The sequence below is a fragment of the Psychrobacillus mangrovi genome (assembly GCF_037104765.1).
Taxonomy (GTDB): Bacteria; Bacillota; Bacilli; order Bacillales_A; family Planococcaceae; genus Psychrobacillus; species Psychrobacillus mangrovi.
In genome coordinates, this window is the sequence record NZ_JBAWSY010000001.1 from 1 (window position 1) to 23,963 (window position 23,963).

The 23,963-nt window shown below is 33.9% G+C and carries 26 protein-coding genes and 3 pseudogenes; 19 read left to right on the forward strand and 10 right to left on the reverse strand.

All coding sequences use genetic code 11. The annotated features are described in order from the left end of the window. The 5 genes and pseudogenes from WAX74_RS00005 to WAX74_RS20940 all read left to right on the forward strand — a co-directional run. On the forward strand, positions 1-97 hold a 97-nt coding region (locus tag WAX74_RS00005; RefSeq protein ID WP_241600806.1), incomplete at its 5' end, for an IS3 family transposase. 249 nt (positions 98-346) lie between these two features. Then, positions 347-670 (forward strand): ArsR/SmtB family transcription factor, encoded by a 324-nt coding sequence (locus tag WAX74_RS00010; RefSeq protein WP_336495602.1) that lies wholly within the window; start codon positions 347-349, stop codon positions 668-670. A gap of 3 nt (positions 671-673) precedes the next feature. Continuing rightward, positions 674-1,063, forward strand: a complete 390-nt coding sequence (locus WAX74_RS00015) for an SRPBCC family protein (RefSeq protein WP_336495603.1) — start codon at positions 674-676, stop codon at positions 1,061-1,063. A gap of 129 nt (positions 1,064-1,192) precedes the next feature. Next, on the forward strand, positions 1,193-1,903 hold the full coding sequence (locus tag WAX74_RS00020; protein ID WP_336495604.1) for an FAD-dependent oxidoreductase: 711 nt from the start codon (positions 1,193-1,195) through the stop codon (positions 1,901-1,903). Between the two features lie 196 nt (positions 1,904-2,099). Further along, a pseudogene (locus tag WAX74_RS20940) lies at positions 2,100-2,243 on the forward strand (winged helix DNA-binding protein); the annotation flags it as partial. A gap of 157 nt (positions 2,244-2,400) precedes the next feature. Here the strand turns inward: WAX74_RS20940 and WAX74_RS00025 are convergent. Both WAX74_RS00025 and WAX74_RS00030 read right to left on the reverse strand, forming a co-directional pair. Further along, a pseudogene (locus WAX74_RS00025) lies at positions 2,401-2,505 on the reverse strand (DUF1272 domain-containing protein); the annotation flags it as partial. 19 nt (positions 2,506-2,524) lie between these two features. Continuing rightward, on the reverse strand, positions 2,525-3,088 hold the full coding sequence (locus WAX74_RS00030) for a cysteine hydrolase family protein (RefSeq protein WP_336495605.1): 564 nt from the start codon (positions 3,086-3,088) through the stop codon (positions 2,525-2,527). 368 nt (positions 3,089-3,456) lie between these two features. Between WAX74_RS00030 and WAX74_RS00035 the strand changes: the two genes are divergently transcribed. Beyond that, the gene (locus tag WAX74_RS00035) at positions 3,457-3,846 is read left to right on the forward strand and encodes a VOC family protein (RefSeq protein ID WP_336495606.1); all 390 of its coding nucleotides are present in this window, start codon (positions 3,457-3,459) and stop codon (positions 3,844-3,846) included. A gap of 48 nt (positions 3,847-3,894) precedes the next feature. On the opposite strand, the gene WAX74_RS00040 is transcribed toward WAX74_RS00035, so the two are convergent. Continuing rightward, on the reverse strand, positions 3,895-4,029 hold the full coding sequence (locus WAX74_RS00040; protein WP_336495607.1) for a hypothetical protein: 135 nt from the start codon (positions 4,027-4,029) through the stop codon (positions 3,895-3,897). 194 nt (positions 4,030-4,223) lie between these two features. Here WAX74_RS00040 and WAX74_RS00045 point away from each other — a divergent pair, with 194 nt between their 5' ends. Then, entirely contained in the window at positions 4,224-4,790 is a 567-nt protein-coding gene (locus WAX74_RS00045; RefSeq protein ID WP_336495608.1) for a DUF4256 domain-containing protein, read from the forward strand. Between the two features lie 175 nt (positions 4,791-4,965). On the opposite strand, the gene WAX74_RS00050 is transcribed toward WAX74_RS00045, so the two are convergent. Then, the gene (locus WAX74_RS00050; protein ID WP_336495609.1) at positions 4,966-6,162 is read right to left on the reverse strand and encodes an MFS transporter; all 1,197 of its coding nucleotides are present in this window, start codon (positions 6,160-6,162) and stop codon (positions 4,966-4,968) included. A gap of 673 nt (positions 6,163-6,835) precedes the next feature. After that, positions 6,836-7,714: a LysR family transcriptional regulator gene (locus WAX74_RS00055; protein WP_336496188.1), complete on the reverse strand. Its 879-nt coding sequence runs from the start codon at positions 7,712-7,714 to the stop codon at positions 6,836-6,838. 143 nt (positions 7,715-7,857) lie between these two features. Here WAX74_RS00055 and WAX74_RS00060 point away from each other — a divergent pair, with 143 nt between their 5' ends. Then, positions 7,858-8,826, forward strand: coding sequence for a DMT family transporter (locus tag WAX74_RS00060; protein WP_336495610.1), 969 nt, complete (start codon positions 7,858-7,860; stop codon positions 8,824-8,826). Between the two features lie 197 nt (positions 8,827-9,023). Next, entirely contained in the window at positions 9,024-9,203 is a 180-nt protein-coding gene (locus WAX74_RS00065) for a hypothetical protein (protein WP_336495611.1), read from the forward strand. A 445-nt stretch (positions 9,204-9,648) separates the two neighbouring features. Here the strand turns inward: WAX74_RS00065 and WAX74_RS00070 are convergent, their stop codons facing one another. Next, positions 9,649-10,266, reverse strand: coding sequence for a trimeric intracellular cation channel family protein (locus WAX74_RS00070; RefSeq protein ID WP_336495612.1), 618 nt, complete (start codon positions 10,264-10,266; stop codon positions 9,649-9,651). A 917-nt stretch (positions 10,267-11,183) separates the two neighbouring features. Here WAX74_RS00070 and WAX74_RS00075 point away from each other — a divergent pair. The 3 genes and pseudogenes from WAX74_RS00075 (at position 11,184) to WAX74_RS00085 (ending at position 14,561) form a co-directional block, all read left to right on the forward strand. Continuing rightward, positions 11,184-12,527, forward strand: a complete 1,344-nt coding sequence (locus WAX74_RS00075; protein WP_336496189.1) for an MFS transporter — start codon at positions 11,184-11,186, stop codon at positions 12,525-12,527. 101 nt (positions 12,528-12,628) lie between these two features. Next, positions 12,629-13,816 carry an amidohydrolase gene (locus WAX74_RS00080; RefSeq protein ID WP_336495613.1) on the forward strand — a complete coding sequence of 396 codons (1,188 nt, stop codon included), beginning with the start codon at positions 12,629-12,631 and terminating at the stop codon, positions 13,814-13,816. 317 nt (positions 13,817-14,133) lie between these two features. Then, positions 14,134-14,561: pseudogene (locus tag WAX74_RS00085) on the forward strand (GNAT family N-acetyltransferase). Positions 14,562-15,146: 585 nt separating this feature from the next. Here the strand turns inward: WAX74_RS00085 and WAX74_RS00090 are convergent. Beyond that, the gene (locus WAX74_RS00090) at positions 15,147-15,905 is read right to left on the reverse strand and encodes a PAS domain S-box protein (RefSeq protein ID WP_336495614.1); all 759 of its coding nucleotides are present in this window, start codon (positions 15,903-15,905) and stop codon (positions 15,147-15,149) included. Positions 15,906-16,124: 219 nt separating this feature from the next. Here WAX74_RS00090 and WAX74_RS00095 point away from each other — a divergent pair, with 219 nt between their 5' ends. Then, positions 16,125-16,988, forward strand: coding sequence for a DUF2785 domain-containing protein (locus WAX74_RS00095; RefSeq protein WP_336495615.1), 864 nt, complete (start codon positions 16,125-16,127; stop codon positions 16,986-16,988). Positions 16,989-17,061: 73 nt separating this feature from the next. Here the strand turns inward: WAX74_RS00095 and WAX74_RS00100 are convergent, their stop codons facing one another. Continuing rightward, positions 17,062-17,574 carry a GNAT family N-acetyltransferase gene (locus tag WAX74_RS00100; protein WP_336495616.1) on the reverse strand — a complete coding sequence of 171 codons (513 nt, stop codon included), beginning with the start codon at positions 17,572-17,574 and terminating at the stop codon, positions 17,062-17,064. A 483-nt stretch (positions 17,575-18,057) separates the two neighbouring features. Between WAX74_RS00100 and WAX74_RS00105 the strand changes: the two genes are divergently transcribed. Both WAX74_RS00105 and WAX74_RS00110 read left to right on the forward strand, forming a co-directional pair. Next, positions 18,058-19,011 carry a bile acid:sodium symporter family protein gene (locus WAX74_RS00105; RefSeq protein WP_336495617.1) on the forward strand — a complete coding sequence of 318 codons (954 nt, stop codon included), beginning with the start codon at positions 18,058-18,060 and terminating at the stop codon, positions 19,009-19,011. A gap of 34 nt (positions 19,012-19,045) precedes the next feature. Then, positions 19,046-19,669 carry an FMN-binding negative transcriptional regulator gene (locus WAX74_RS00110; RefSeq protein WP_336495618.1) on the forward strand — a complete coding sequence of 208 codons (624 nt, stop codon included), beginning with the start codon at positions 19,046-19,048 and terminating at the stop codon, positions 19,667-19,669. Positions 19,670-19,690: 21 nt separating this feature from the next. Here the strand turns inward: WAX74_RS00110 and WAX74_RS00115 are convergent, their stop codons facing one another. Beyond that, a complete protein-coding gene (locus WAX74_RS00115) occupies positions 19,691-21,109 on the reverse strand; it encodes an aminotransferase-like domain-containing protein (protein WP_413788907.1) in 1,419 nt (472 codons plus the stop codon). A 133-nt stretch (positions 21,110-21,242) separates the two neighbouring features. Between WAX74_RS00115 and WAX74_RS00120 the strand changes: the two genes are divergently transcribed. Then, positions 21,243-21,845, forward strand: a complete 603-nt coding sequence (locus WAX74_RS00120) for a LysE/ArgO family amino acid transporter (protein WP_336495620.1) — start codon at positions 21,243-21,245, stop codon at positions 21,843-21,845. A 109-nt stretch (positions 21,846-21,954) separates the two neighbouring features. On the opposite strand, the gene WAX74_RS00125 is transcribed toward WAX74_RS00120, so the two are convergent. Continuing rightward, positions 21,955-22,122, reverse strand: a complete 168-nt coding sequence (locus WAX74_RS00125) for a hypothetical protein (RefSeq protein WP_336495622.1) — start codon at positions 22,120-22,122, stop codon at positions 21,955-21,957. A gap of 204 nt (positions 22,123-22,326) precedes the next feature. Between WAX74_RS00125 and WAX74_RS00130 the strand changes: the two genes are divergently transcribed. The 3 genes from WAX74_RS00130 to WAX74_RS00140 are packed head-to-tail and all read left to right on the forward strand — an operon-like array spanning position 22,327 to position 23,944. Continuing rightward, complete coding sequence (locus tag WAX74_RS00130) at positions 22,327-22,776, forward strand: NUDIX hydrolase (RefSeq protein WP_336495623.1); 450 nt, start codon at positions 22,327-22,329, stop codon at positions 22,774-22,776. Between the two features lie 24 nt (positions 22,777-22,800). Further along, positions 22,801-23,331 (forward strand): dihydrofolate reductase family protein, encoded by a 531-nt coding sequence (locus tag WAX74_RS00135; RefSeq protein ID WP_336496190.1) that lies wholly within the window; start codon positions 22,801-22,803, stop codon positions 23,329-23,331. Between the two features lie 55 nt (positions 23,332-23,386). Beyond that, a complete protein-coding gene (locus WAX74_RS00140; RefSeq protein ID WP_336495624.1) occupies positions 23,387-23,944 on the forward strand; it encodes a sugar O-acetyltransferase in 558 nt (185 codons plus the stop codon). The last annotated feature ends 19 nt before the right edge of the window (positions 23,945-23,963 follow it).

Below are 23,963 nucleotides of genomic sequence, written 5' to 3' on the forward strand. Positions count from 1 at the left end.
GTATATCGATTACTATAATAACGATCGAATTAAACAAAAACTGGCCGGCATGAGTCCGGTAAAATACCGAACTCATGCCAGCCAATTAGCTGCATAAATAAAACTCTAACTTTAAGGGGTCACTACCTCGATGGTCTATTTTTTTATCCAAAACTACAAGTAAATCTTAGAAATCCACTGTGAAATGTTACACGTAACTAACGCAGCAGGTTAGTTCAAGAAATTTACAGGATGATAGTGAATAAAACTAATGCAATTATGTTAAATATAACATTGACTGGACACCGATTAGTGTCATATAATTAGGACACTAATCGGTGTCCATTTTATAAGGGGGAGGGGGCAATTGTACGAGAAAAAGCAAGATCGTGATGTTTATGTAGCCATCGCTGACCCCACAAGACGAAAATTGTTACGTTTGTTGGCTGATGCGGAAGAGTTACCTCTTTACGAATTAACCGATCAATTTGAAATGGGTCGTACCGCGGTTTCTAAACATTTGGCTATCCTTAAAGAAGCTGGTTTAGTGGTTGACCGAAAGGTTGGTAGAGAAACAAGGTATCGAATAAATGCAACTCCTTTAATGGAAATTAAGGATTGGATATCCTATTACGAGAAATTTTGGAACGAAAAAGTGGCACTTTTAAAAATTTTGTTAGAGGAGGAATAAATAATGGCAGAAGTATCATTAGATTTTCAGTTTGCAAGTTCAATCGATAAGGTGTGGAACGCATTAACAGATTCAGATACACTTGCAAAATGGATAATGGAAAATGACTTTAAACCAATCGTAGGACATAAATGTCAATTCCGAAATGAGCAATGGAATTTAATTGTGAATTGTGAAGTATTAGTAGTGGACGAGCCTTATACATTATCTTATACATGGGTGGGTGGTCCGATAAACACTATAGTCACATGGACATTGAAGCAAGAGGAGGGAACAGCCTACTTACATCTTGAACAAACTGGATTCGAAAAAGAAGATCAAGCGTTCAACGGTGCGAAATTTGGTTGGGCGGGCAAGGTCGATGAACTTAAAAAAGTGTTAGGGGAAATTTAGGACCAAACCTGAATCCGTTATTTTAGTTTATCTAATTAAGCTAACGAATCGGCCATAACAACGGCTCGATATACTGAGTCGTTGTTATAAAAGTACAAATTTATATATAGATAGCAAGGAGATAGGGAAATGAGTTTTTTTCAAGATTCATTATCAATATTTAAAAAGAGAGAATTATTATTTTTAGAAAGCTACAAGGAGTCAGAGGATGTATTAACCTTCCTATTTGAAAAAGAAAAGGATTTAACCTGGAAGGCAGGGCAACATGGATTATTTAGCATTACTCATTCGAAAGTAAAAAATCCTAGCCGACCATTCACAATCGCATCTGCTCCTACTGAAAATAATATTAAATTAACAATGCGTATTAGTGATAACCCAAGTGATTTTAAGAAAGCAATGTTGGAATTAAAACAGGGTATGAAAGTTAGAATGAGTGGGCCAGTAGGGAGTTTTTATTTAAAAGATGACAGCCCCTCACTCCTAATAGCCGGAGGAATTGGAATTACACCATTTCGGTCGATATTAAAACAAATAGAGGCAGAAGGGAATGGAAGCGAGAAACAAATACATCTACTTTATATGGATAGCAAAAAGTCATATATATATAAAGATGAACTAGATGGAATTGCTAACAATTCTTCAATAAGTGTAACTTACCTTGATTCAAGGAATGACTTACATCAGGAGATAGATAAGTTTAGCGCTTTATATAAGAACAACGGTAAATACTTTATTGCAGGACAGAAGTCAATGGTAGATTCTATTTCTACAGATTTACAAAATAATAATGTTTCAAAACGGAATATCAAAAAGGATACCTTTTTTGGTAATAAGTAAAGAATGAATACTAACAGAGGGCATTGCTAATTACTCACAATTCCCAATAAACTTTTCAATCATTGAACTTGTGCGATTTCATCGGACGATGGCAGCTGACTTACTCCGAGAAATTGGTTTATTCCCAAGTCAAGAACTATTATTAATGCACTTACAGCATACAGATAATCAATCTCAGAACTAGTTAGGGAATTCTTTAGTTATAAACCATACAACAGTTACAAAGTCCGTTCGTCGTTTAGAAGAGTCGGGTCTTGTAGTTAGAAAACGTTCTGAATTGGACAAACGAGTGACACTTGTATCTCTTACGCCAAAGTATTCAAGCACCGTGGCAGTTTAGTTTAAGAAAGAATAACAATATCAAGTTAATCAACTAAACGGGTTGATTAGTTGGATATGAGAATGAATCTAACATCCGTATATGGACTAAAATAAAAAAATAAGCAGGGAACTTACCCTGCTTATTCTGAAACAAACGCTCATCTATTTTGTTGTTTTCATGGTCTTCTAACAAGTTCGCCACCACAGTTAAGGCATACTTTTTTCATATCTTCTGTACATGGTTTGCAAAATGTACATTCATGAACACAAAGATAAGCATCACGATATTAAGTGCTACTTTTAATCTTCCCTGTACGAGTCATGGGTTGGACTAAACAAGTCTTCCCCTGAATTTCTGACAATTGAAAAGTGTTCAACATTGTAATGACCATGAAGAGTTTCATTATGGTGCTTTATAATTTGTTCTGCTCTTAAAAAATCACTGTCTGTTGTTGAATGGGCATCACCTACTAATGTAACGTCAAAACCATTAATAGTAGCTGTTCTGACTGCACTATCTATACAATGTTGTGTTTTACAACCCATGATAACAATATGTTCAATCTCTTGTGTTCTTAAATGATTTAGAAGTCCTGTTCCGTGAAAGGAATTGGTTGCAGTTTTATCAAAAAACTGTGTATCAGAAGGCACATTAATTTCATCGTGAACTTGAAACCCTTTCCCTTTCCCTTCAGCAACATCTAAATCCCTTACAAATATAACTGGAACATCTGATTTCCTTGCTTTTTCGATCAGTAAATTAATATTCCTGATAAGTTGCACTTTATTAAAAACTTCACTTTCTTTCTGATTCCCATCAATTAATTCTTGTTGAGCATCAATAACTAATAATGTTTGATTCAAATAATTTTCCCCTTTCAAAATGTGGGGAAACGCTAAACAGTTTGATTAGCTAGTCGTAATCCCCTTATAAATTACCAAGCAAAGATTTCTATTGTTTGTCATAATATCTACCTCCAAAATAAAAATTGTCTAGAATAATGAAAATTATTAGACTATTTAATTATAACATATTTGCCTTATTCACAGTCAATACAAGAAGAGAGATTATAACATTGGTTGTTTTCAACTAAGGGGAGCTTTACTTTAACTTTCTGAGTTCTAAAGCTCTTTTTTCTTGTTAAACTAAAGAGGCAGGTAGTTTCATTAGAAGGATTATTAATTCGACTACTAGAAACTATAGAAAATATGAAATTCTAGGAGGGAAATAAATGATTTTTGAAATAACTAATCAAGTCCGTGTTACTGATATTCAACAAGGACATAAGTGGTATGAAATTTTACTAAACAAAAAGCCTGATTTTATACCACACGATGGATTTGTCGAATGGGAAATCCTACCTGGTTGTTGGTTGCAAGTTGCGGAAGGAACACCTTCTGAAGGTAGTGGACCTTTACGTTTAGGGGTTACTAATATAATTGCTGAAAGAGATAGACTTATTAAAGAGTTGGGAATTGAGAACTTTGAGATATTTTCTCGTGAAGAAGTCACTGCAAAATGGGGAACTTTTAAAGACCCCTGGGGGAATCAACTGGGTTTCTTTGAGTATTTGGATAAGAATGAAGAGAAAAACCGTATTAGAACGATTTTGGGAATTTAAGCTAATCTTAGGACAAAGGCAATTTGGGCTGAAAAATCAATTTTCTATTCAACTAACTACGGGTACTTTATTCAACAATTGAGTTGCGTAGCTGTGTCTAAGTTGGTGTAGATGAATCTCTTTATTAATTTCAGTACTAGTGGAGATCATCTTGAAGATGTATCGTGTATGGGAGTCATTCATTTTATGTGGCTAATTTGCTGCTACAATGATGGCAGGAATATGTAAATTTAAATAGTGTGAGATTTATTCAGTTAGGATACAATTATAGTGACAATATTCATACAGAATAAGGGATTTCAAAGTTCGAATATTTAACTAACATCGCAGTTTAGTCCTTAAATCATTATGAGTAAAATAATAAGGAGGTAAATTATATGACAAAGAGAAATAAGGAGTTGTCACTAGAACAACGTGAAGAATTACTCGGAGCATTGAAAGCCCGTTTTGAGAAAAATATGAACCGCCATGGAGAGATTGAATGGGCTAAAGTCCAAGTAAAGCTGGAAGCTAATACTGAAAAACTGTGGTCGATTAATGAAATGGAAAGAACTGACGGGGAACCTGATGTTGTTGGTCATGATAAGGAGAAGGACGAATACATTTTTTATGACTGTTCAGCGGAAAGTCCTAAAGGTCGCAGGTCTTTTTGTTACGACCGTGAAGCGCTGGAGTCAAGGAAAAAACATAAACCAGAAAATAACGCCATTGATATGGCTACTGCCATGGGCATTGATCTTTTAACGGAGAATCAATATCGTGAGTTGCAGAAACTTGGAAATTTCGATACAAAAACATCGAGCTGGGTGAAAACACCTGCTAATATTAGAAAACACGGAGGAGCCATCTTTTGTGATCGTCGCTACGATACTGTCTTTGTGTACCACAATGGAGCAGACTCCTACTATGCTGCCAGGGGTTTCCGTGGCTCACTAAGGGTCTAAATTTGCACAGACAGTAAAATGATCACATGGGGAAAGGCATTAATTTTATTCTTCAACTAAAAGATGCTTTAAAAAAGACCATCATTTCCGATGGTCTTTTTTACGGCCAGAACATCAAGCAGATTTCGGTGATCCAGTGTGAAATGTTACACAGTCCGTATGCTAGTATATTTCGTTAGGATGATTTTTCCTTATTAGCTTCTAATGTTACCTTTTTCCTGCTCCCAATTAGATATAATAACAAAATAATAATCATAAACACTGCAGAATAACCAAAAGTCATACCGTAGCCAACACTTTTTGCTAAGAATCCAAGCCCTACTGATCCAATGGCCAAACCAAAATCTATAAAAATAAGAAGCATAGAATTGGCTGTTGCTTTTTTCTCGGGGGGAACAAGTGTTAATGCCCAAGCTTGAATAATTGGATGGATTATGGCAAATGCGATACCGAATAATACCCCTGAAACGAGAACCATCCACATACTAGTTGAGAAACCTAACAAGATCAAACCTACTGCCCCTGAAATGGCCCCAGGAATAATAAGGATTCTGTGACCAAATCTATCGAAAATTTTACCAGAGAAAGCACGAATTAATACCATAGCAATTCCCTGCGCAATAAAAAACTGTGAAATACTTCCGCCAACATTGATTTCTTTACCAAACGGGCCCATAAAGTTGACAGTTCCTGCAATTGCCATATAATTGAATGCTACCAAAATACATGGAAGAAGTACGCGCTTATCGAACATGTACTTATAGAAAGGTTCTTTATTTGTAGCCTGAGGACTTTCCTTGTCTATTTTAACTGTATTTTTTGTGAAAAAACTGCACAATAATGAAAAAGTCATAAGACCGAGAGTTAACATCATCATTGATTGGAATGAATAATTTGCGAGATAAGAAATAGCGATTAGAGGCCCAATTGTTGTCCCAACGCTTGTAGACATTGCGAAAAAGACAATGCCTTCACCTAATCGAGATTTAGGAACAATATTACTTGATATCGTAAAGACTAAACTTGTAAGCATACAAAATCCAATACCTTGTAGTGCTCTAATGAATATTAAAAATCCGATGGAGTCGTTTACAAAAGTAAGACCGATTGTGCCCAAAAAATAAATGAGGGAAATGATGAGGAGTAATTTCATATTAACTTTTTGAATAATTACACTCGCAAAGAAGCGCGTAATTAGTGATGCTGACATTAATGTCGTGGTCATGATCCCTGCAATCGCAGGATTATCACTAATGGTTGATACAAAAATAGGGAAACCTGCTGTAATCATATAAAATGAAGCGAACATTACTAAAGACAATAATATAATAATCACATATTGGTTTGTCCATAGCTTAACTTTTTTACCCATGATATATAAGCACCGCCTTTCAAGGCTTTTTTAAATATATTGTTGATTTATACGTGAAAATTTTTTTAAACTCATGACAAATTTTATTCTTCCCATATTTTTAAAAAATATTTAGAGTAATAAATCAATTAATAATAAAAATACCTTCGTAGAAGCTACACCTTAATAAAATATAATTCGGGGTTGTTTGGCATGGACGAAAAAATAGAAGATTCTTGAAAGAAATAATACTAGATGAAGCTATTAAACAAAATCGATATAAAAGAGAAATGGTAAATGAAGACTATTAAAGTAATCACTAATGGTTGAACAGTCATGCGGGCGATAAGGCTAACTTCTATTTTTGGATAATGCGCGCTGAAAATGGAAGTAACTGCAGCCGTTTGGATGACACGAGAAAGGTGATTATGTGGGGAGGATGCTAAGTAAAAAACTGATAGAACTGGATTCAGTTGGAATGATTAATAGAAAAGCATACCAATAAATCCCGCCAAAAGTTTTTTATATACCAACTAATAGGATTCCCCAATTCTAACTTTGGGGTTTAGCGAAAGCCCAAAGAGAATATGCATCGTGGGGAGGGCCCATACTTTACTAAAACGGAAAAACAGGTGGAGAAAAATTGTTTTTCTCCACCTGTAAAAATTTAGGGACTTATTAGGCAATCGTATTTTCAGCAGTTCACTGGTTTGATTGATACTTGTTGATTCGTTTCGATTGTTTCGATAAATTTTTCGATTGTTGAAGTTAAGTAAGTATCGGCTCTTCTTATAAAAACGGTTTTAATCTTACTATATTGATCTGGAAGTGTATGACATTGGATGAGTCCACTTTGTTCCATATGGATGACTGCTGACTTTGGAACGAATGTAACGCCAAGTCCCACGACAATACTACGCAAGATGGTTTCTAATGTACCAAATTCCATCACTTTTTGCGGTATAATGTTTTGGTCTTTATACCAAGCTTCAAGACGTGCTCGGTATCCACAGCCTTTACTAAAGCATATTAACGGCTCCTCTTTCAACTCTTCTAGTGAGGAGGCGCGCATATCTGAAATTAATACAAGCTCCTCTTGAAACACTTCATGCGATACAAGATCGGGATGAAAGTCCGATTCTGTAACAAACGCTCCGTCCAACTCATGATTTAATACTTCTTCTTCTAATGTTTCCGTAACGCCAGTAAATAACGACAAATCGACATTTTTATATTTCTTAATATAGGTTGATAATATTTTTGGCAAATGAATTACGGTTTCTACTGTTCCAATTTCTAACTTTCCAGACGGTTCTTCATTACTTTGAATGGTTTTTTTCATTTCATCTGATAACAATAATATTTTTTTACTATAAATTAATAGTTTTTTTCCTTCAGGTGTCAAACTCATCCCACGACGATGCCGGTTAAACAAAGGGGTATTCAGTTCAGTTTCGAGCTTTTGAATTCTCGCAGTAATATTTGATTGCACGTAACTAAACTCTTTTGCCGCATCTGTTATCGTTCCTTTTTCCGCTACCATTTGAAAAATCTCTAAGTCCTTAAATTCCACTATTATTCCACCCTTTAATGTTTTCATATTCATTTCTATGATATCAATAAAAATGATAATAATCATTATTATTATTCATTTTACAAGATACTCAATAAGTTAGATGATGTAATATGTCAGCTTTTCAAGGAGGTAGAGGAAAATTGAAAAATAGTGTATTGTTAGGAGCTATTTTATGTTTTATTGCTGCAGTTTCGTGGGGAGCAATGTTTCCTGTAGCGCATGCAGCTTTCAAACATATTGATCCTTTCTATTTTACAATCATTCGTTATGGATTTGTTACGATAATTTTAGTAGCGCTGCTATTATGGAAAGAGGGAATACAAGCTTTTCGATTTGAAGGAAAAGGTCTACATTTATGGTTTTTCGGTACTATGGCATTTACGGTCTATAATCTTTTCATCTTCTGGGGAGAAGATTTATTAGGTGAATCAGGAGTGATGGCTGCATCAATTATGGAGTCACTAATGCCAATGATTTCTATTGTGATAATATGGATGATTTTTAAAAAACGACCTCATCTATTCACTTTAATATGTGTGCTTGTGTCATTTGTCGGTGCTGTGTTTGTGATTACAAAAGGTGATATTAAAGCATTTCTTGGTGCGACGGATAATTTTATTCCTTCAATGCTCATATTAATTGCAGTTGTTGGATGGGTTATTTACACGATGGGTGGTAGTGAGTTTAGTGGTTGGTCTGCTTTACGTTATTCTACGGTAAGCTGTTTACTAGGAACAATCACAGCAGTTGTTATTACAGTAGGGGCAACTCTCTTTGGATATATTTCCATCCCATCAGTAGATGGCATCAAATCAATAATTCCGCATTTATTGTTTATGATTATATTCCCTGGAGTCATTGCTTTACTTGGTTGGAACATCGGTGTGAGTTTATTGTCACCATTGAATGCACTGTTGTTCATTAACTTTGTTCCCGTGACAACACTTTTAATATCGATTTTTCAAGGGAACCATGTAACGACGTTCGATCTTCTTGGTACTGTCCTTATTATCGTCTCACTTTTATCTAATAATATTTTTGTAAGGATGTCACAAAAGAAAGAATTAATTCAGCATGTTCAAACAAATTTTAGTGAAAGTATATCCTAACCAACATTGCGTCTTTATAATTAGAGACCTACCGATAAAACAACATTATTCGTAAGGTATATTTCAACGTTAAAGAGTCGATTTCTTTTCTTCTTTAGGAAATCGACTTTTTGTTTATTCTTCTTTTACCAAATTTCTTCACTATAATTTTTACTCAAATATGTAATTATGACGTCATACTTTATAATGACCAGTTTGTGGAAGACACAATTACAGAAACTGATAATAAAATGAATTCACTATCTGAATGGACTAACTCCACTAACGGTTTAAAACAAGCGACAATTGCCAGAGGAGGAGAATTAGCAGCGGAAGAAGGAGAAACAGTATTAGTTATTGAATACCTTAGGACGAATGATTTCACCATTAAACATTAATGGGCAAAACACATATTAATATTTAGAAAGGATAAATGGGAAACTTCTATTCGTCATAGTTAGATTAGCACACAGTACAATAACTAGAGGGGTCAACTGTATGAGATGAACATTTTGGGGAATACGACTCTACCAGTGTTCGAAGACATGAAAGAAAACGAAAAAATTATTGATTTCAAAGACAATAGTGACGAAATTTCATTTTCATAATCATGATCCTGTACAAAAGCTGTCACATACGGATCAGTTACCTATCTTGCACACAAAAGAAGCTCACATATAGAATCTCTTCAATATCCGTATTTACCTAACCAATGACCATCACAATAATCTACTTAAAACATTCATCTTATGGTTTAAAGATAATCACGCCAAACACTCACCATGTAAATCACTATATTAATTCTCTTATAAAGAATTGCGCAATATATGTTATAGAATCATTTTAGTCCATATTCTTCTGTTTTTTAAGAACTTTGCGTGGTAAATTCCATCTAAAATAGACAGATAATATTCTGGATATGACAATTAACGCTATGAGGATAAATATGGCATAGGGCCCACGTACAAGATTTAAACCTATAGCCAGACCTGCTAATGCAGCCCATAAGGCATAGATTTCTGATTGAAAAATCATTGGTTTTCTTCTTGCAAGGACATCTCGTAACATCCCGCCACCAGACCCTGTCATTGTAGCTGCAATGACAACAGCAATTAATGGAGCGTCAATTGAGATTGCATAGTTTGCACCTTGAATGGCAAACGTTGCCAAACCAATAGCATCAAAAAATACAATCCACTTTATCCAAAGGTCAATCCAGTTTTGAGACAATATAAAAACAATAGTAATAGCTAACAAAGCAATTTTGAATAAAAAATCCTGCTCCCAAATGTCCTCAATCGGTATTCCAATTAACAGATTACGAATAATACCTCCTCCAAATGCGGTAGTTAAACCTAAAACGTAAACTCCATATATATCATAATCCTCTTCTATTGCCACAAGTGCACCACTTATCGCAAATGCAAAGGTACCAATGATGTTTAAAATGTCCCATGTCAAAGCAATCTCTCCTTTTTTCAGTGTCACTATTCTTTGTCATTAGGCAATGATTTAATAATACAAAATCCTAAAAATTACATAGACACATGAACCTTCCGATCTGTTGTGCAAAAATAGACTACTTCTTACACCGCCTATAAAATCCATTAGACATTAAGTTTATTTCTTTGATTTATTTTAGATAGATAAAGATTTAACGTATGTTTAAAATAACATAAGGTGAATAGAGGGATGAACCATTGACTGATTTTAAAGTAGATTTGAAGAAAATTCAATTTTTCTCTCCTATTTAATCAAGCAAAAAAGCATCAATTTATTGGCTTTTGGATAAACACTTAATTGTGCGAAAGGAGGGGAAAGGTTAAAGGATTCGTCTAGAGGGTTTGTAATTTAAAGCGGCCACATTTCTTTGCCATGCCGTTTCCTAAGCGGCTGAATGGGTCCATAATACTCAAGGGCCGATTAATGAGATTCATTTTTTGGATATCAGAAAAGCGATTATATAAAAAGTCATTGTTGCTGTTAAGCTTCAATGGCTTTTTTGAATGTTAAAGAAAAGTGTTTGTGGTTCTTGCTCAGTTGAATTTTAATATCCCTTTATTGCTGTTAACGCTGTTGAAATAATTAACTGTTTTTAAAGTAAGGTGCACAAATAATGACTTATTATTTTTATATAGTTTCTTTATGTTAAAGTTCAATATGAAGAATTAGGGGAATTGAATAAAAAAAGATATATTAGTTTATCCACCATTTCGGAAAATAAGCTAACAAATTATTATAGTCGGCCTATTATTTCTAATTAGTTGCAAATAATTAAAGAGAATTTGGAAATAGTATTGAATAGTATTGACGTTTGCTTTATTTGAATTAGTAGGAGGTTTTTAGTCTTGGAAACAAATTATCAAGGAACAAATAAAATGATTACAGGAATAGTATTTGGGGTAATAACATTTTGGCTATTTGCACAAGCAATGGTCAATGTGGTTCCGGCTGTTCAAGAAGATTTGGATATTTCACTTGGAACCGTGAATATCGCTATTAGTTTAACTGCTTTGTTCTCAGGAATGTTTATTGTTGCTGCTGGTGGACTAGCCGATAAAATTGGTCGTAAGAGAATTGCAAATATTGGATTCATATTAAGTATCGTTGGTTCACTTTGCCTAGTTTTAACGCAAGGATCGGCATTGTTAATTATCGGGCGTGTCATTCAGGGGCTTTCTGCTGCATGTATTATGCCCTCAACGATTGCATTAATGAAAGCTTATTTTGAAGGGAAAGAACGCCAGCGCGCTCTAAGTTACTGGTCCATCGGTTCTTGGGGAGGTTCAGGAATTGCATCTTTTGCTGGAGGTGCAATTGCAACCTCTTTGGGGTGGAGATGGATTTTCATTTTTTCTATAGTCTTTGCGATTATCGGGATGTTTCTATTGAAAGATACGCCAGAAAGTAAACAAGAATCTAATGATTCTTTTAAGTTCGATTACACGGGCTTAGTTGTTTTCATTATCACAATGATAGCTTTGAATGTATTTATTAATTATGGTTCAAAATTAGGCTGGTCAAGCCCACTTTCTATTGGTCTTATCGTTCTTACAATCATTGGTTTTATTGTTTTCATAAAAGTTGAAAAAAGCAAAGATGTCGTTCTGATTGATTTTGATGTATTTAAAAATAAACCATATACAGGTGCAACTATTTCCAATTTCTTGCTAAATGCGATTGCTGGTACACTAGTTGTAGCCAATACGTATGTACAAGTAGGGCGTGGATTTAACTCGTTCCAATCCGGTATGTTATCATTAGGATATTTAGTAGCTGTACTTGCGATGATACGTGTCGGTGAAAAAATATTACAAAGAGTTGGCGCAAAATCACCAATGATATGGGGTGCCTTAATTACGACAGTTGGTGTTGCGATGATGGGCTTAACCTTCTTACCTGATCTTACTTATACGATTGTCGTATTCATTGGATTTGCGCTATTTGGACTTGGTCTTGGAATTTATGCGACACCTTCAACAGATACATCTGTATCTAATGCTCCTGCTGACAAAGTCGGTGAAGCAGCTGGAGTTTATAAAATGGCAAGTTCACTAGGTAGTGCCTTCGGCGTAGCGATTTCTGCAGCTGTTTACGGTGCAATTGCAGCAAATGGAAATCTTGAAACTGCAGCTTCCGTTGGTATTATAGTGAACGTAATATTCGGGGTACTTTCAATATTATCTATTATCTTTATGGTGCCAAAAGATGCAGGTAAATAACTAATGCTCCTAATTAATCATAAGCCTAAATTGTGTTGTGATATATTTTAATTAAATATATATAACGATACAATTATGTCATTTGAAAGGAAGAAAAGATAATGAGAAGTGAATTAATGGAAATGTTAGAATCTCGTAAGGAAGAAATGATTGAAATTCGTAGACATCTACACGAAAACGCTGAGCTTTCTTTTAAAGAAGAAAAAACAGCTCAATATATTATTGATTTTTACCAAGGAAAAGATGTAGAAGTTCAATCGAATGTAGGAAATGGATACGGAATTATCGTGACAATCAAAGGTGGAAAACCTGGGAAAAACATTGGTTTGCGCGCAGATTTTGATGCGCTCCCAATTGTCGAAGAAACTGATTTGCCATTTAAATCTAAAAATGAAGGCGTTATGCATGCTTGTGGTCATGATGGTCATACAGCGTACTTGTTAGTGTTAGCAGATTGCCTAATACAATTAAAAGATGAAATACCAGGTACTATAAAGATTATTCATCAACATGCGGAAGAAGTTCCGCCAGGTGGTGCAAAGAGTATTGTAGAGTCCGGCCTGCTTGATGATTTAGATAATGTATTTGGAATCCATTTACTGCCAATGGGACCAGCAGGAGTTGTAGGTTATCACGCTGGATTTTCATTCAACGGTAGAGCTTACTTGAAATTAAATATTCAAGGGAGAGGTGGACACGGTTCCTCACCACATTTAGCGAATGATGCCATTGTGGCTGGTGCTCATTTTGTTACAGCCGTACAAACGATCATTAGTCGTCGTTTAAGTCCTTTTGATATTGGTGTTATTACAATCGGTTCTTTTGATGGAAAAGGAACATTTAATGTAATTAAAGATAGCGTTGAGCTTGAAGGTGATATACGTTATATGACTAATGAAACAAAAGAAACAATTGCAAAAGAAGTCAAACGTATTGTAAAAGGAATTGAAGAAGAATTTGGTGTAACATGTGATCTAACATATACGAATGATTATCCACCGTTATATAATGATCCTGAAATAACAGGAAAAGTTGCAGAGTTTCTCCTGAATGCAAATGATAAAGATATTAAAAAAGTAATGGAATTTCCTGCATTACCACCGTCTGAAGACTTTGCGTATTATGCTGAAAAATTCCCTTCCTGTTTCTTTTACATTGGTTGTACACCTAAAGGAGTAGAAAACCCTTATTTTAATCATAATCCTAAATTTGATATTGATGAAGATTCCCTTCTTGTGGCGGCAAAAGCAGTAGGATATGTCGTTTGTGGTTATTATGAGTTAGAATAGGAAAAAAAACGAAATTACTGCAAGAGGTTATATAAAAATTTGAAAAAGATCATTGAAATCCAAGGTTTTCTATTTAACAACTGATGTCATTGGACTCTTGTGACAATAGAGTCAGTGTATATAGAAATTATTAGAGATTGTAAAAGGCAAAAGTATTATAAAATCGTATTCAAGGGGAAACTCTAGAATACGATTTTTTATTCCTTATGATGAATCCTTTAGATGTATAGCGTTAATAATAAATATTGGATAATTTTCCCATCCAGTAATTTTCTTGTGATAAAATATTAACAGAGCAACATAAATGGAGGCATATTATGAAAATAACGCAACAATGGAATCAAGAGGATAGTGATTTTATTCGGAAAAAGGTAATTGAACATAATCTTTCTAAACTTCCTGAGGATGTAAAACATCCAGTCAAGAATATTAGTTTTATCCTCAGAGATGATGAGGAAAAATTTTAGGAGGCATAACAGGTACAATTTTTTGGTATAACTTACATATTGATTTCTTATGGGTTGATGAATCTCTTAGGGGTAAAGGTTATGGGAAAGAATTATTGGAAAATATTGAGAGAATTGCAGTAGAAAATAATTGCAAACTTATACAACTAGATACTTTTAGCTTTCAAGCCCCAAACTTCTATCAAAAATATGGTTATCAAATAGTAGGTGTAATAGAGGAACATCCTAATAAAGATCATCAACAGTTTTATCTCTCCAAAAACTTACATATTAAATAATGTAATATCAACAATTAAAAGGTGATGATCTATTAATGGATTGTCGGCTCTTCTTTGGCTACATGAGCTAAAGGGAGTAAGTTTGCAATAAAAGAAGGAGTCTTATCTGTAGTTCTAGAATACATTGTTATGGACTTGATTGTTAAGGTTGCAATAGACGGTACACCAATTATTGATATAAAACAGGCAATGAAAGAGTTTCTACCAAAAGGTGAAGTAATGTAGCCGAATTTGTCCATTACTTTAATGGATAAATATTGGCACAATATTAGGATAAGTTGTTCACTTTAACTACCTAGGGGTCTTACTTCTAAATTCGTAAAGGCTTTTCCAATTTTGAACAATGGGCAGGTTAGTTGAAAGGCAAATTGTTGGATAATTATTTTAGTGGATATAATTGATTAAGATAAAAGAATAAAAAGGACCAGTTTAGTCCCTTTTAATTTTAGAATTTAGTTAGCAAAGTATTTTAAAAATGTGTTACAGAAACTAGCAGAAGAGATTATAGATGTGCTATTGCTGCACGTTTCGTGTACGAAGGATGAGTTTTTATTCTCTGAGCTCTTGCAGCATGAGGTTTATATGTTATTTCTGATTTATACCTAAAGAATATAGTGCATCCTTTACAGTCGACATTGTCGATAAAGATTCTATCTTATAATCTAATTGTAAAGCAGCTAGAGCCAATTGCGGTCTTAAACCGGTAATAATAGAACGCACACCAAGTAGGGATAATACGTTAGTAATTTTAAAGAGGTACTCTGCAACAATGCTATCTAATGTATAGATTCCAGAAAAGTCTATGATTAAATATTCAACATCCTGGTTCTTTACCTTTTCAGGTACATTTTCCAAGAGTTGTCTAGCTCTATCCTCATCAATTGATCCTATTAAAGGAAGTACGGCAATACCTTTTAGTATAGGAACAAGTGTAGCAGAAAGATCATTTATTTCTTTTAGTATTTCTTTTTGTTTTTTTTCTGATTCTTTTCTTTCTGTTATATCTTTTACATATGTTTGAATGGCTTTTGTATTTCCTATCTGTACTGGGTGACAATACAATTCAACTTCTACAAGTGTTCCATCCATTCGAAAAATTGTTTCTTCTATCACCTTTGCTGGTTGTTGGTAAGCAGACTGTATTCTTTTTTCTATTGCTACCTTGGATGTTTCTTGAAATATATCTAAAGGACTAGCTCCAATAATATTTTCTTTTGTTGCTCTAAAAAATCTTTCTGCCACGTGGTTAACATCAATTATCTGAAGGTTGGTATGGATAATTAACGGATCAAGTGAAAACTCCATTATCTGGCGGTAATCAATATTTGTTATATCCTCATTCAATCTAATCACTCCTTATACCTATGGTAATTTTTTTAACCTTCTGCAGATTTACTCTTATATTACATAAATCCTTTTTAAGTCTATCAGCTTTCAGGGTATATTCCCAATATAACTGTTTAATAAAATGAATATAACAACTATTATTTTAGTGACTTAAGCGGTTTTTAAGTAATCAAATATTAATACGAAGATATTGCTATTAAGAAAGGGATGAGAAAAATGGAAAAAGTTCAAATAAATTTTATAAACACAGCTCCGATGAATGCAGATGAACTAAAAATAGTTTTAGGGGATATTAGAAGTGGGGTAAGGAATTGGGAGGATGAGGATAAAGTTTTTTTAGTTAAATCTATGGTTCAACATATTGGCTCAACCGATAGTCGTCTTAGAGATCAATTGATTTACACCTCTTTATATAAACTAATAATAGAGAAGAATCTACTTGAGCATGATTTACTAAAGGAAGTCTTAGATTTTTGTATAAGCGGTCTATTATTTAAAGGAATTGGTAAAAATGGGACTGATACTGTTTTTACAAGATCTTTTACTACTCTATTAATAGCACTTATATTATACAGAGATAATGAAGACAACTTTCTTACACAAATTCAGATTAATAATGTTAAAGATAGGTTAATTGAATATATAAACCTGGAAAAAGATTTAAGGGGATATGTATCTGTTAAAGGATGGGCTCATAGTATTGCGCATGTTGCCGATGCTTTTGATGAATTAGTAAAAAACCATAAAGTAAGTAAAGAGTCATATAAAGTAATATTAAATGCCTTATGGAAAAAAGTATTTGTGTCCGATAGTGTTTATGTCCATGATGAAGCCGAAAGATTACTAATACCAATAATGGAAATGGTAAATAACGGATTGGAACTTGGAGTAATTGAAACTTTATTACATAGAATACCTGACGAACTTTTGAAACTAAAAAAGGAGCTTGATGAAGTAAATTATTGGTTCTTAGTAGCTAACTGTAAGTTATTTTTAAAAAGTTTTTACTTAGAGGTTAAGCAAAATACAAGTTTACTATCTCTTCAAGCTACTATTGAAAAGTGCTTAAGTGAAATATAGGTATCACATTAGTGTTTACTTAGGAAGAAAAGGCATCTCTACAAACGAAAATGCCTTTTCTTATGAGTGATTTCTATTCTTCTATTGGGTTTTTAGGGCCACTAAGATCCAATTGATAAAAAGCTAAGTCAAGCCATCTATTGAATTTAAATCCTGCTTTATTTATAGTACCTGAATGAACAAATCCGAAATTTTTATGCATAGCAATACTTTTTTCATTTGTTGCATCGATTCCAGCAATTAATGTACGATACTCTCTTTCATTGGCAATAGCAATTAAATCGTTCATTAATGCAGTTGCAATTCCTTTTTTTCTGAATTCCTTACTTACATAGATAGAATGTTCAATAGAATATTTGTAAGCTGGCCAGGCTCTAAATGGACCAAAAGTTGCAAATCCTGCTACTCTGTTATCTAGTTCAAAAACTAATATTGGATATCCTTCGTCCATCTTTTGTTGATACCATTGTTGTCTATTTTCGAGCGTTTGAGGTTTGTATGTATATACAGCAGTCGTATTTAAAATAGCATCATTATATATATCTAAAATATCCAGTAAATCCTTCTCTTGAATGGGTCTTATCATAATAAAAACCTCCTAGTGTCTTTTATAATAACAGACCAATACTAACTGGTCTGGAATACATGATGAATGATTTGAAAGAAAAAAATAGAAAAAATAAATTTAATTAAGTAATATAATAGTGTCATACAAATTATAGCTAAGATGTGAAATAAATTTCTTTTGTAATATACATAAATCCAGGTCAAGAGGTCTGTATAATTGCTAAGCTAAATAATAACTATATATGTGATTATGATACCAATTCTGGTATATTTCAATATTTATTAAATCTTAATGTAAAAACAATATCAAACGAGTCCAGTGCATTATGGGAAATATATAACGTAATTAATAATTGTCATAGATTGATTATTATTAAGAGAGATAAATCTATTTTAGAAATATATAAAACTATATGGAATCTCTCCATAAATCTAAACATTCATATAACCAATATATGAATGTTATTCGATAAAAATTTTAATAAGGAAAGAAGGCAGCGCAATGTTGGAAAGTTTGAATATGCGCCTCCAAACATTGATGCCTGTTTTGACACCGCTTAGCTTAATTGTTGGTGTATTGCTCGGTGATGTAGGGGGCCAATTATTATTTTTAGTACCTTGGTTATTTGCATTTATGACGTTTGCGGGTAGTTTGAGTTTAAATTTTAAAGGTTTGAAGAGCTTTACGAAGTATCCATTTGTCATTTTAATGACGATTGCATTTTTACATATTATCATGCCAATCTGGGCGTACATTGTTGCAACAGTACTGTTTGAGGATCATTTATTAACAATTGGTTTCATCTTGTCTGTTGCAGTACCAACAGGGGTGACGAGTTTTATATGGGTGGCAGTTTGTCGTGGAAATCTCGCGCTGTGTTTATCCATTATCTTAATAGATACGCTTTTGTCACCGATCATCATGCCATTTCTACTGCATCTTGTTATTGGAAAAACAATAGAAATAGATACTGTCTCTCTTATGTTCGATTTGTTATGGATGATTGTGTTGCCATCAATACTGGGAATGCTGTTAAATGAATTGACGAAAGGAAACATTGTGGAGACGATTGGAAAGAAACTTGCGCCATTTTCGAAAATGAGTTTGTTTTTTATTGTACTGATTAATGGTAGTGTGGTTGCACCTTTTATTAAAAACATTTCGTGGGAGTTTGTCAGCATTATTGTCGTTGTATTTGTTCTAGCTTTGTCTGGATATGCTATGTGTTTCTTATTTGGGCATTTTCTTTGGAAAGATGTGGGTATTGTAACAACGTTTGTTTTTACAGGGGGTATGCGTAATATTTCGATGGGAGTGGTTGTGGCAAGTGCCTATTTCCCTCCTAAGGTCGCAATACCAGTCGTCTTCGGCATGCTATTTCAACAAGTATTAGCATCTCTTTTTAGCAGAGTTATTGAAAAGTATAAAACCAAATTATCGCAAGTTTCTACATAAATTTTCTACAATAAAAAATAGAGGGAGAAACTAGATGTATATTCCTAAATACTTTAAAGTAACAAATATAAATGAAATTAAAGAATTTGTTCAAATGAATTCATTCGGTACGATTGTAACTACAAAACAGGGTAAACCTATAGCTACGCACTTACCTTTGGAATTGAATATTAATGGGGACGATAATTTTATAACTGGACATATGGCTTATGGAAACCCACAATGGAGAACTTTTGAAAATAGTGAAGATGTGCTTGTTATGTATCAAGGCCCACATGTGTATATTTCTTCTTCTTGGTACTCGCATGAAAATGTTCCCACATGGAATTATCAAGCAGTACATATTTATGGAGAAGCTAGTTTATTGACTGAAGAAGAGCTAAAAGAAGATCTTGCTAAGCTGCTCCAAAAATATGAAAAGCATCGCAAGGATCCAGTTTTGTGGGAGAAACTTTCTCCACAGTTATTAAATAAAGAACTAAAAGGGATCGTTGGATTTAAAATAAAAGTAAAAGAGATTCAAGCAGCCTATAAATTAAGTCAGAATCGTAATGAAGAAGATTATCTCAACATTATTGATAAGCTTTCGGAAGAAGATAATCAGATCTCTCAACAAATGGCAGAAGTGATGAAAACGAGAATGGAAAAACATCAATAGAATTATAAGAAGAACCGTGGTTCAATTGAATTCACGGTTCTTTTCTATTGCTTGAACTGCTTCAGAATAGAGAGTGTAAAGCCCTTCGACTAACTCTTTATCTGAAGTATAGGAGTAAGATAAGCGAATATGATAAGTATCTTTCGGTTCATAGATATAACCGGGATTGATGAGTACCTTCTGATTTAATAGATTCATAAAAAAATCTGTAGTGATAATAGGTGCGTTGAATTTTAACCAAATATAAAATCCACCTTTTGATGATTCCCATGAAGCGATCTCCTTAAAATATTGCTCTAATAAGTTTTCCATTAGCTCAGCACGTCTTTTTAATTCTACTTTTAATTTTTCAATGTGTTCTTCATATAAACCAGAAGTTAACCAATAAGAGACAATCTCTTGTGAAAAGGCGCTAGAACCGTAATCCATCTGCATTTTTATATCAGCCAATCGTTTAATGACAGGAGATGGCGCTACAACCCATCCAATTCGTAAACCTGGGCTAAGTGTTTTTGAAACGCTTCCGAGATAAAGTACTTGTCCTGTTGTGTCGATTGACTTTAATGGAGGTGAAAGAGCTTCAAACGATAATTCAAAATAAACATCATCTTCAATAATCGGTAACTGCAAAGATTGGCACATCGCATAAAATGATTTCTTCTTTTCAAAAGACCAAATCCTTCCGGTTGGATTATGTAGTGTAGGAATTGCATAATATATTCCTTGACGTTTCCCACGTCGCCTTTGAAAAATTTCTTTGTCTTGGCTTTTAAAATCCACACTGTGCATTTGCATACCAAAAGACTGGAAAGGATGAATAGAATTCAAATATGAAAATTCTTCCTGAAATACAATGGAACCTGTCTCCAGTAAACCGACCGCAATTAATTGCAATGCTTGCAAGCCTCCTGATACGATACAAATATTTTCAGGAGCAGTCGTAATTCCTCGTTTTGTTAAATAATTGCAAATTGCTGCTCTTAAGTTAAGGCTCCCCTGAGGAGAAGAATAACCGATTGATTTCCCGTCCAATTGTAGCTGCTGGAATGACGCTTGAATCTGAGCAGTAGGTAACAAGCTAGGTGCTAACTCTCCTGTGCTGAGTCTAATGATGGAATCATCTTGTTCGAACTCATTAATGAGCTGAATCGTTTGATAATTAGGCTTATGAATACTTGCTTCAATATACTTTTGCCAATTAGGTTGCTTTTGTTTCAAAAGCATATTCCAAGAATCATTGGATACATATGTACTTGAACCAACTTTTGAAGATAAAATTCCATCGGCTTTTAATTCGTCAATTGCTTCTTGTAACGTACTCCGATTAACACCAAATGTAAGTGCCAGGTGTCGTTGTGCAGGAAGCTTTGTCCCATTCGGCCATTGTCCAGTTCTAATTTGTTCGGTCATCCACTCGATTATTTGTTTCGATAAACTTATTGGTAGTGAACGATTTGGCTTTCAATTCATAAAGCAACTCTCCTTTTGAATTGGATGGTTTAATAACCATCCAATTGGACCTTTTTCAATAGTTATATCACAGGTATGATAGAGAAGAAAGGAGTTGAATCAGATGGAACCTATTCTTCATGGCATCATTTTAGCATTTGGACTTATTTTACCTTTAGGGGTGCAAAACGTATTTGTATTTACGCAAGGGGTCACACAACCTAGCTTGATTCGGGCACTTCCTGCAGCAATCACGGCAGCCATCTGCGATACAATTTTAATCGTTTTAGCAATTTTAGGATTATCTATGATTGTATTACAATTTGAATGGATTCGCTTTGTATTACTCATAGGTGGAATTCTATTTTTAATGTATATGGGGAAAGTGATTTGGCATTCCGATCCTGCGAGTTTCGAGGGTAAAAAAGCATTGCCTTTTAAAAAGCAAATTCTTTTTGCACTTTCAGTATCCTTACTTAATCCACATGCCCTGCTTGATACGATTGGCGTAATCGGGACGAGTGCAGTTAAATATAATGGACAAGATCAAGGATTGTTTATGATGGCTTGTATTATCGTATCATGGTTGTGGTTTTTGATATTGGCAACAATAGGAGCTTTATTGAAAAAAATACAAATACCTAATCATGTATTTATTTTATTTAATAAATTATCAGCTATCTTTATATGGGGCACTGCAATTTATTTACTTATTGGTTTGTTATAAATTAGTACTTACTAATGAGCCTTTAAATATTACGAAGAGATATTTTCTTTTTATGGCATAATATATATGAACGTTTTTCAATAGGGTGGATTTTTGGTAAATAGTAAGATTATGCTTGAATAATGGAAACAGCTATTTCTTTAATGAAATGGCTGTTTTTTATACCTTCTAACAAATAAGTCACCGTGATTCTACTATTCACTTTACTTCCGTTGTAAAAGACTAAACCATTAAAGTTGTTGACCAGATTAGTCGAAACCCCTTGATTCTTATCCATCCATCACTTTCACTGTTTGTAATAGTAATTTATGTTTTTCATATGGGAATTTCCTTTTTTTAACGCACCATTTAAATCTATATGAAATGTGCCTATTTTTAAAATAGATTCTTTTTTATTTTGAGTAAAAAAAAAGGAATATTTATAATCTTTGGAGAAGATGGTAAGGTTGACATTTTATATGAGATGATAGGGGGTATTTTTGTGTTAAATAGAATAACTACCTTACCACTGGACAAAAGAATTGCTGGCGTACATTGTATTCCTATTACGGACAATGGGGCGCTCGTAATGGCATGGGACAGAGATGAACTAATATTAACTACGATTGGTGGAAGACTCGAAGAAAATGAAAGTTTAGATGAGGCACTCGAACGTGAAGCTATGGAAGAAGTGGGAATTATTCTTGATTCAAATAGGGTTCCATTTGCTTCTTGGTACTGGCAATCTACTGATACATATACTGTTTGGTTTTTAGTAAGAGCTGAAAAATTTTTAAGCTATTCATTTGATTATGAGAAAACAGGCTATGTTATTTTTAATTTTGATACGGCAAAACAAATGATCTCTAAAATTGAACCTAATACAGTCAAACGAGTTCAAATTTTAGAAATGGCAGAAGAGCGCGCAAAAAATCTGAGTTGGTTAGTATAAAAATTATTACTGACAGGTGGTTAGATTATGGCAAAGAGAAATGTCCTTTTTTACGGTGCAATAAGTTTGGATGGCTATATCGCAAGAGAGAATCATTCACTGGATTGGTTAATTGGAACAGAAGGTGAAGAAGACACAGGTTTTTCTGAATTCTATGAAACCGTCGATACAATTCTTATGGGAAGGAACACTTATGAGCAAATATTGATTCTTTCCCCAAAGGAGTTTCCATATAAGAATAAGAACTGCTACGTATTTTCCCGTTCCTTATCTATTTCCAATAATGATGTGAAATTCATTAACGAAGACATTATAGGATTCACTCAATCATTAAAAGAACAAGAAGGCAAAAGGATTTGGCTTGTGGGTGGAGGAGAAGTTTTACAGCCCCTTCTTAAAGCAAACATTATAGATGAGTTCATCATTCAGATCGCCCCGTCGATAATTGGTCGCGGGATACCACTCTTTGTACCAGGTAACTATGGAAAGGATTTAACTTTGGTCGATGTGAGACGCTACAAACAATTTGCGGAGTTACATTACACAAAATATTAAGCTATCTATTATTGTCTTAGGAATAGAGATTGATAGTTCAAAGGAGTTCTAATGAATGAAGAGTGAAAAAGAAAAAATGATAAACGGTGAGCTTTATAATCCAGCAGATCCAGAATTACTGAAAGAAAAATTAAATGCCCGAAGGCTGACTAGACTATACAATCAAACATTAGAGACGGAGGAGGACATAAGAACAGAACTTTTAAGAGAACTATTTGGTTCAACAGGAAAAACTCTATTTATAGAACCTACATTACGTTGTGATTACGGCTCCAATATTCATGTTGGAGAGAATTTTTATGCCAATTTTGACTGTGTGTTCTTAGACGTTTGTGAAATTCGGATAGGCGATAACTGTTTTATTGCTCCCGGTGTCCATATATATACAGCAACACATCCTTTAAATGCAGAGGAAAGAATCTCAGGTGTAGAGTATGGAAAACCTGTAAATATCGGGGACAATGTATGGATTGGTGGAATGTCCGTTATAAACCCAGGTGTTACTATAGGAAATAATGTCGTCATTGCTTCTAGTTCAGTTGTCACAAAAGATGTCCCTGCGAATGTTGTAGTAGGTGGAAACCCGGCAAAAATAATAAAGCAAATAGATTAAATACCTTTAAGAAAAACTG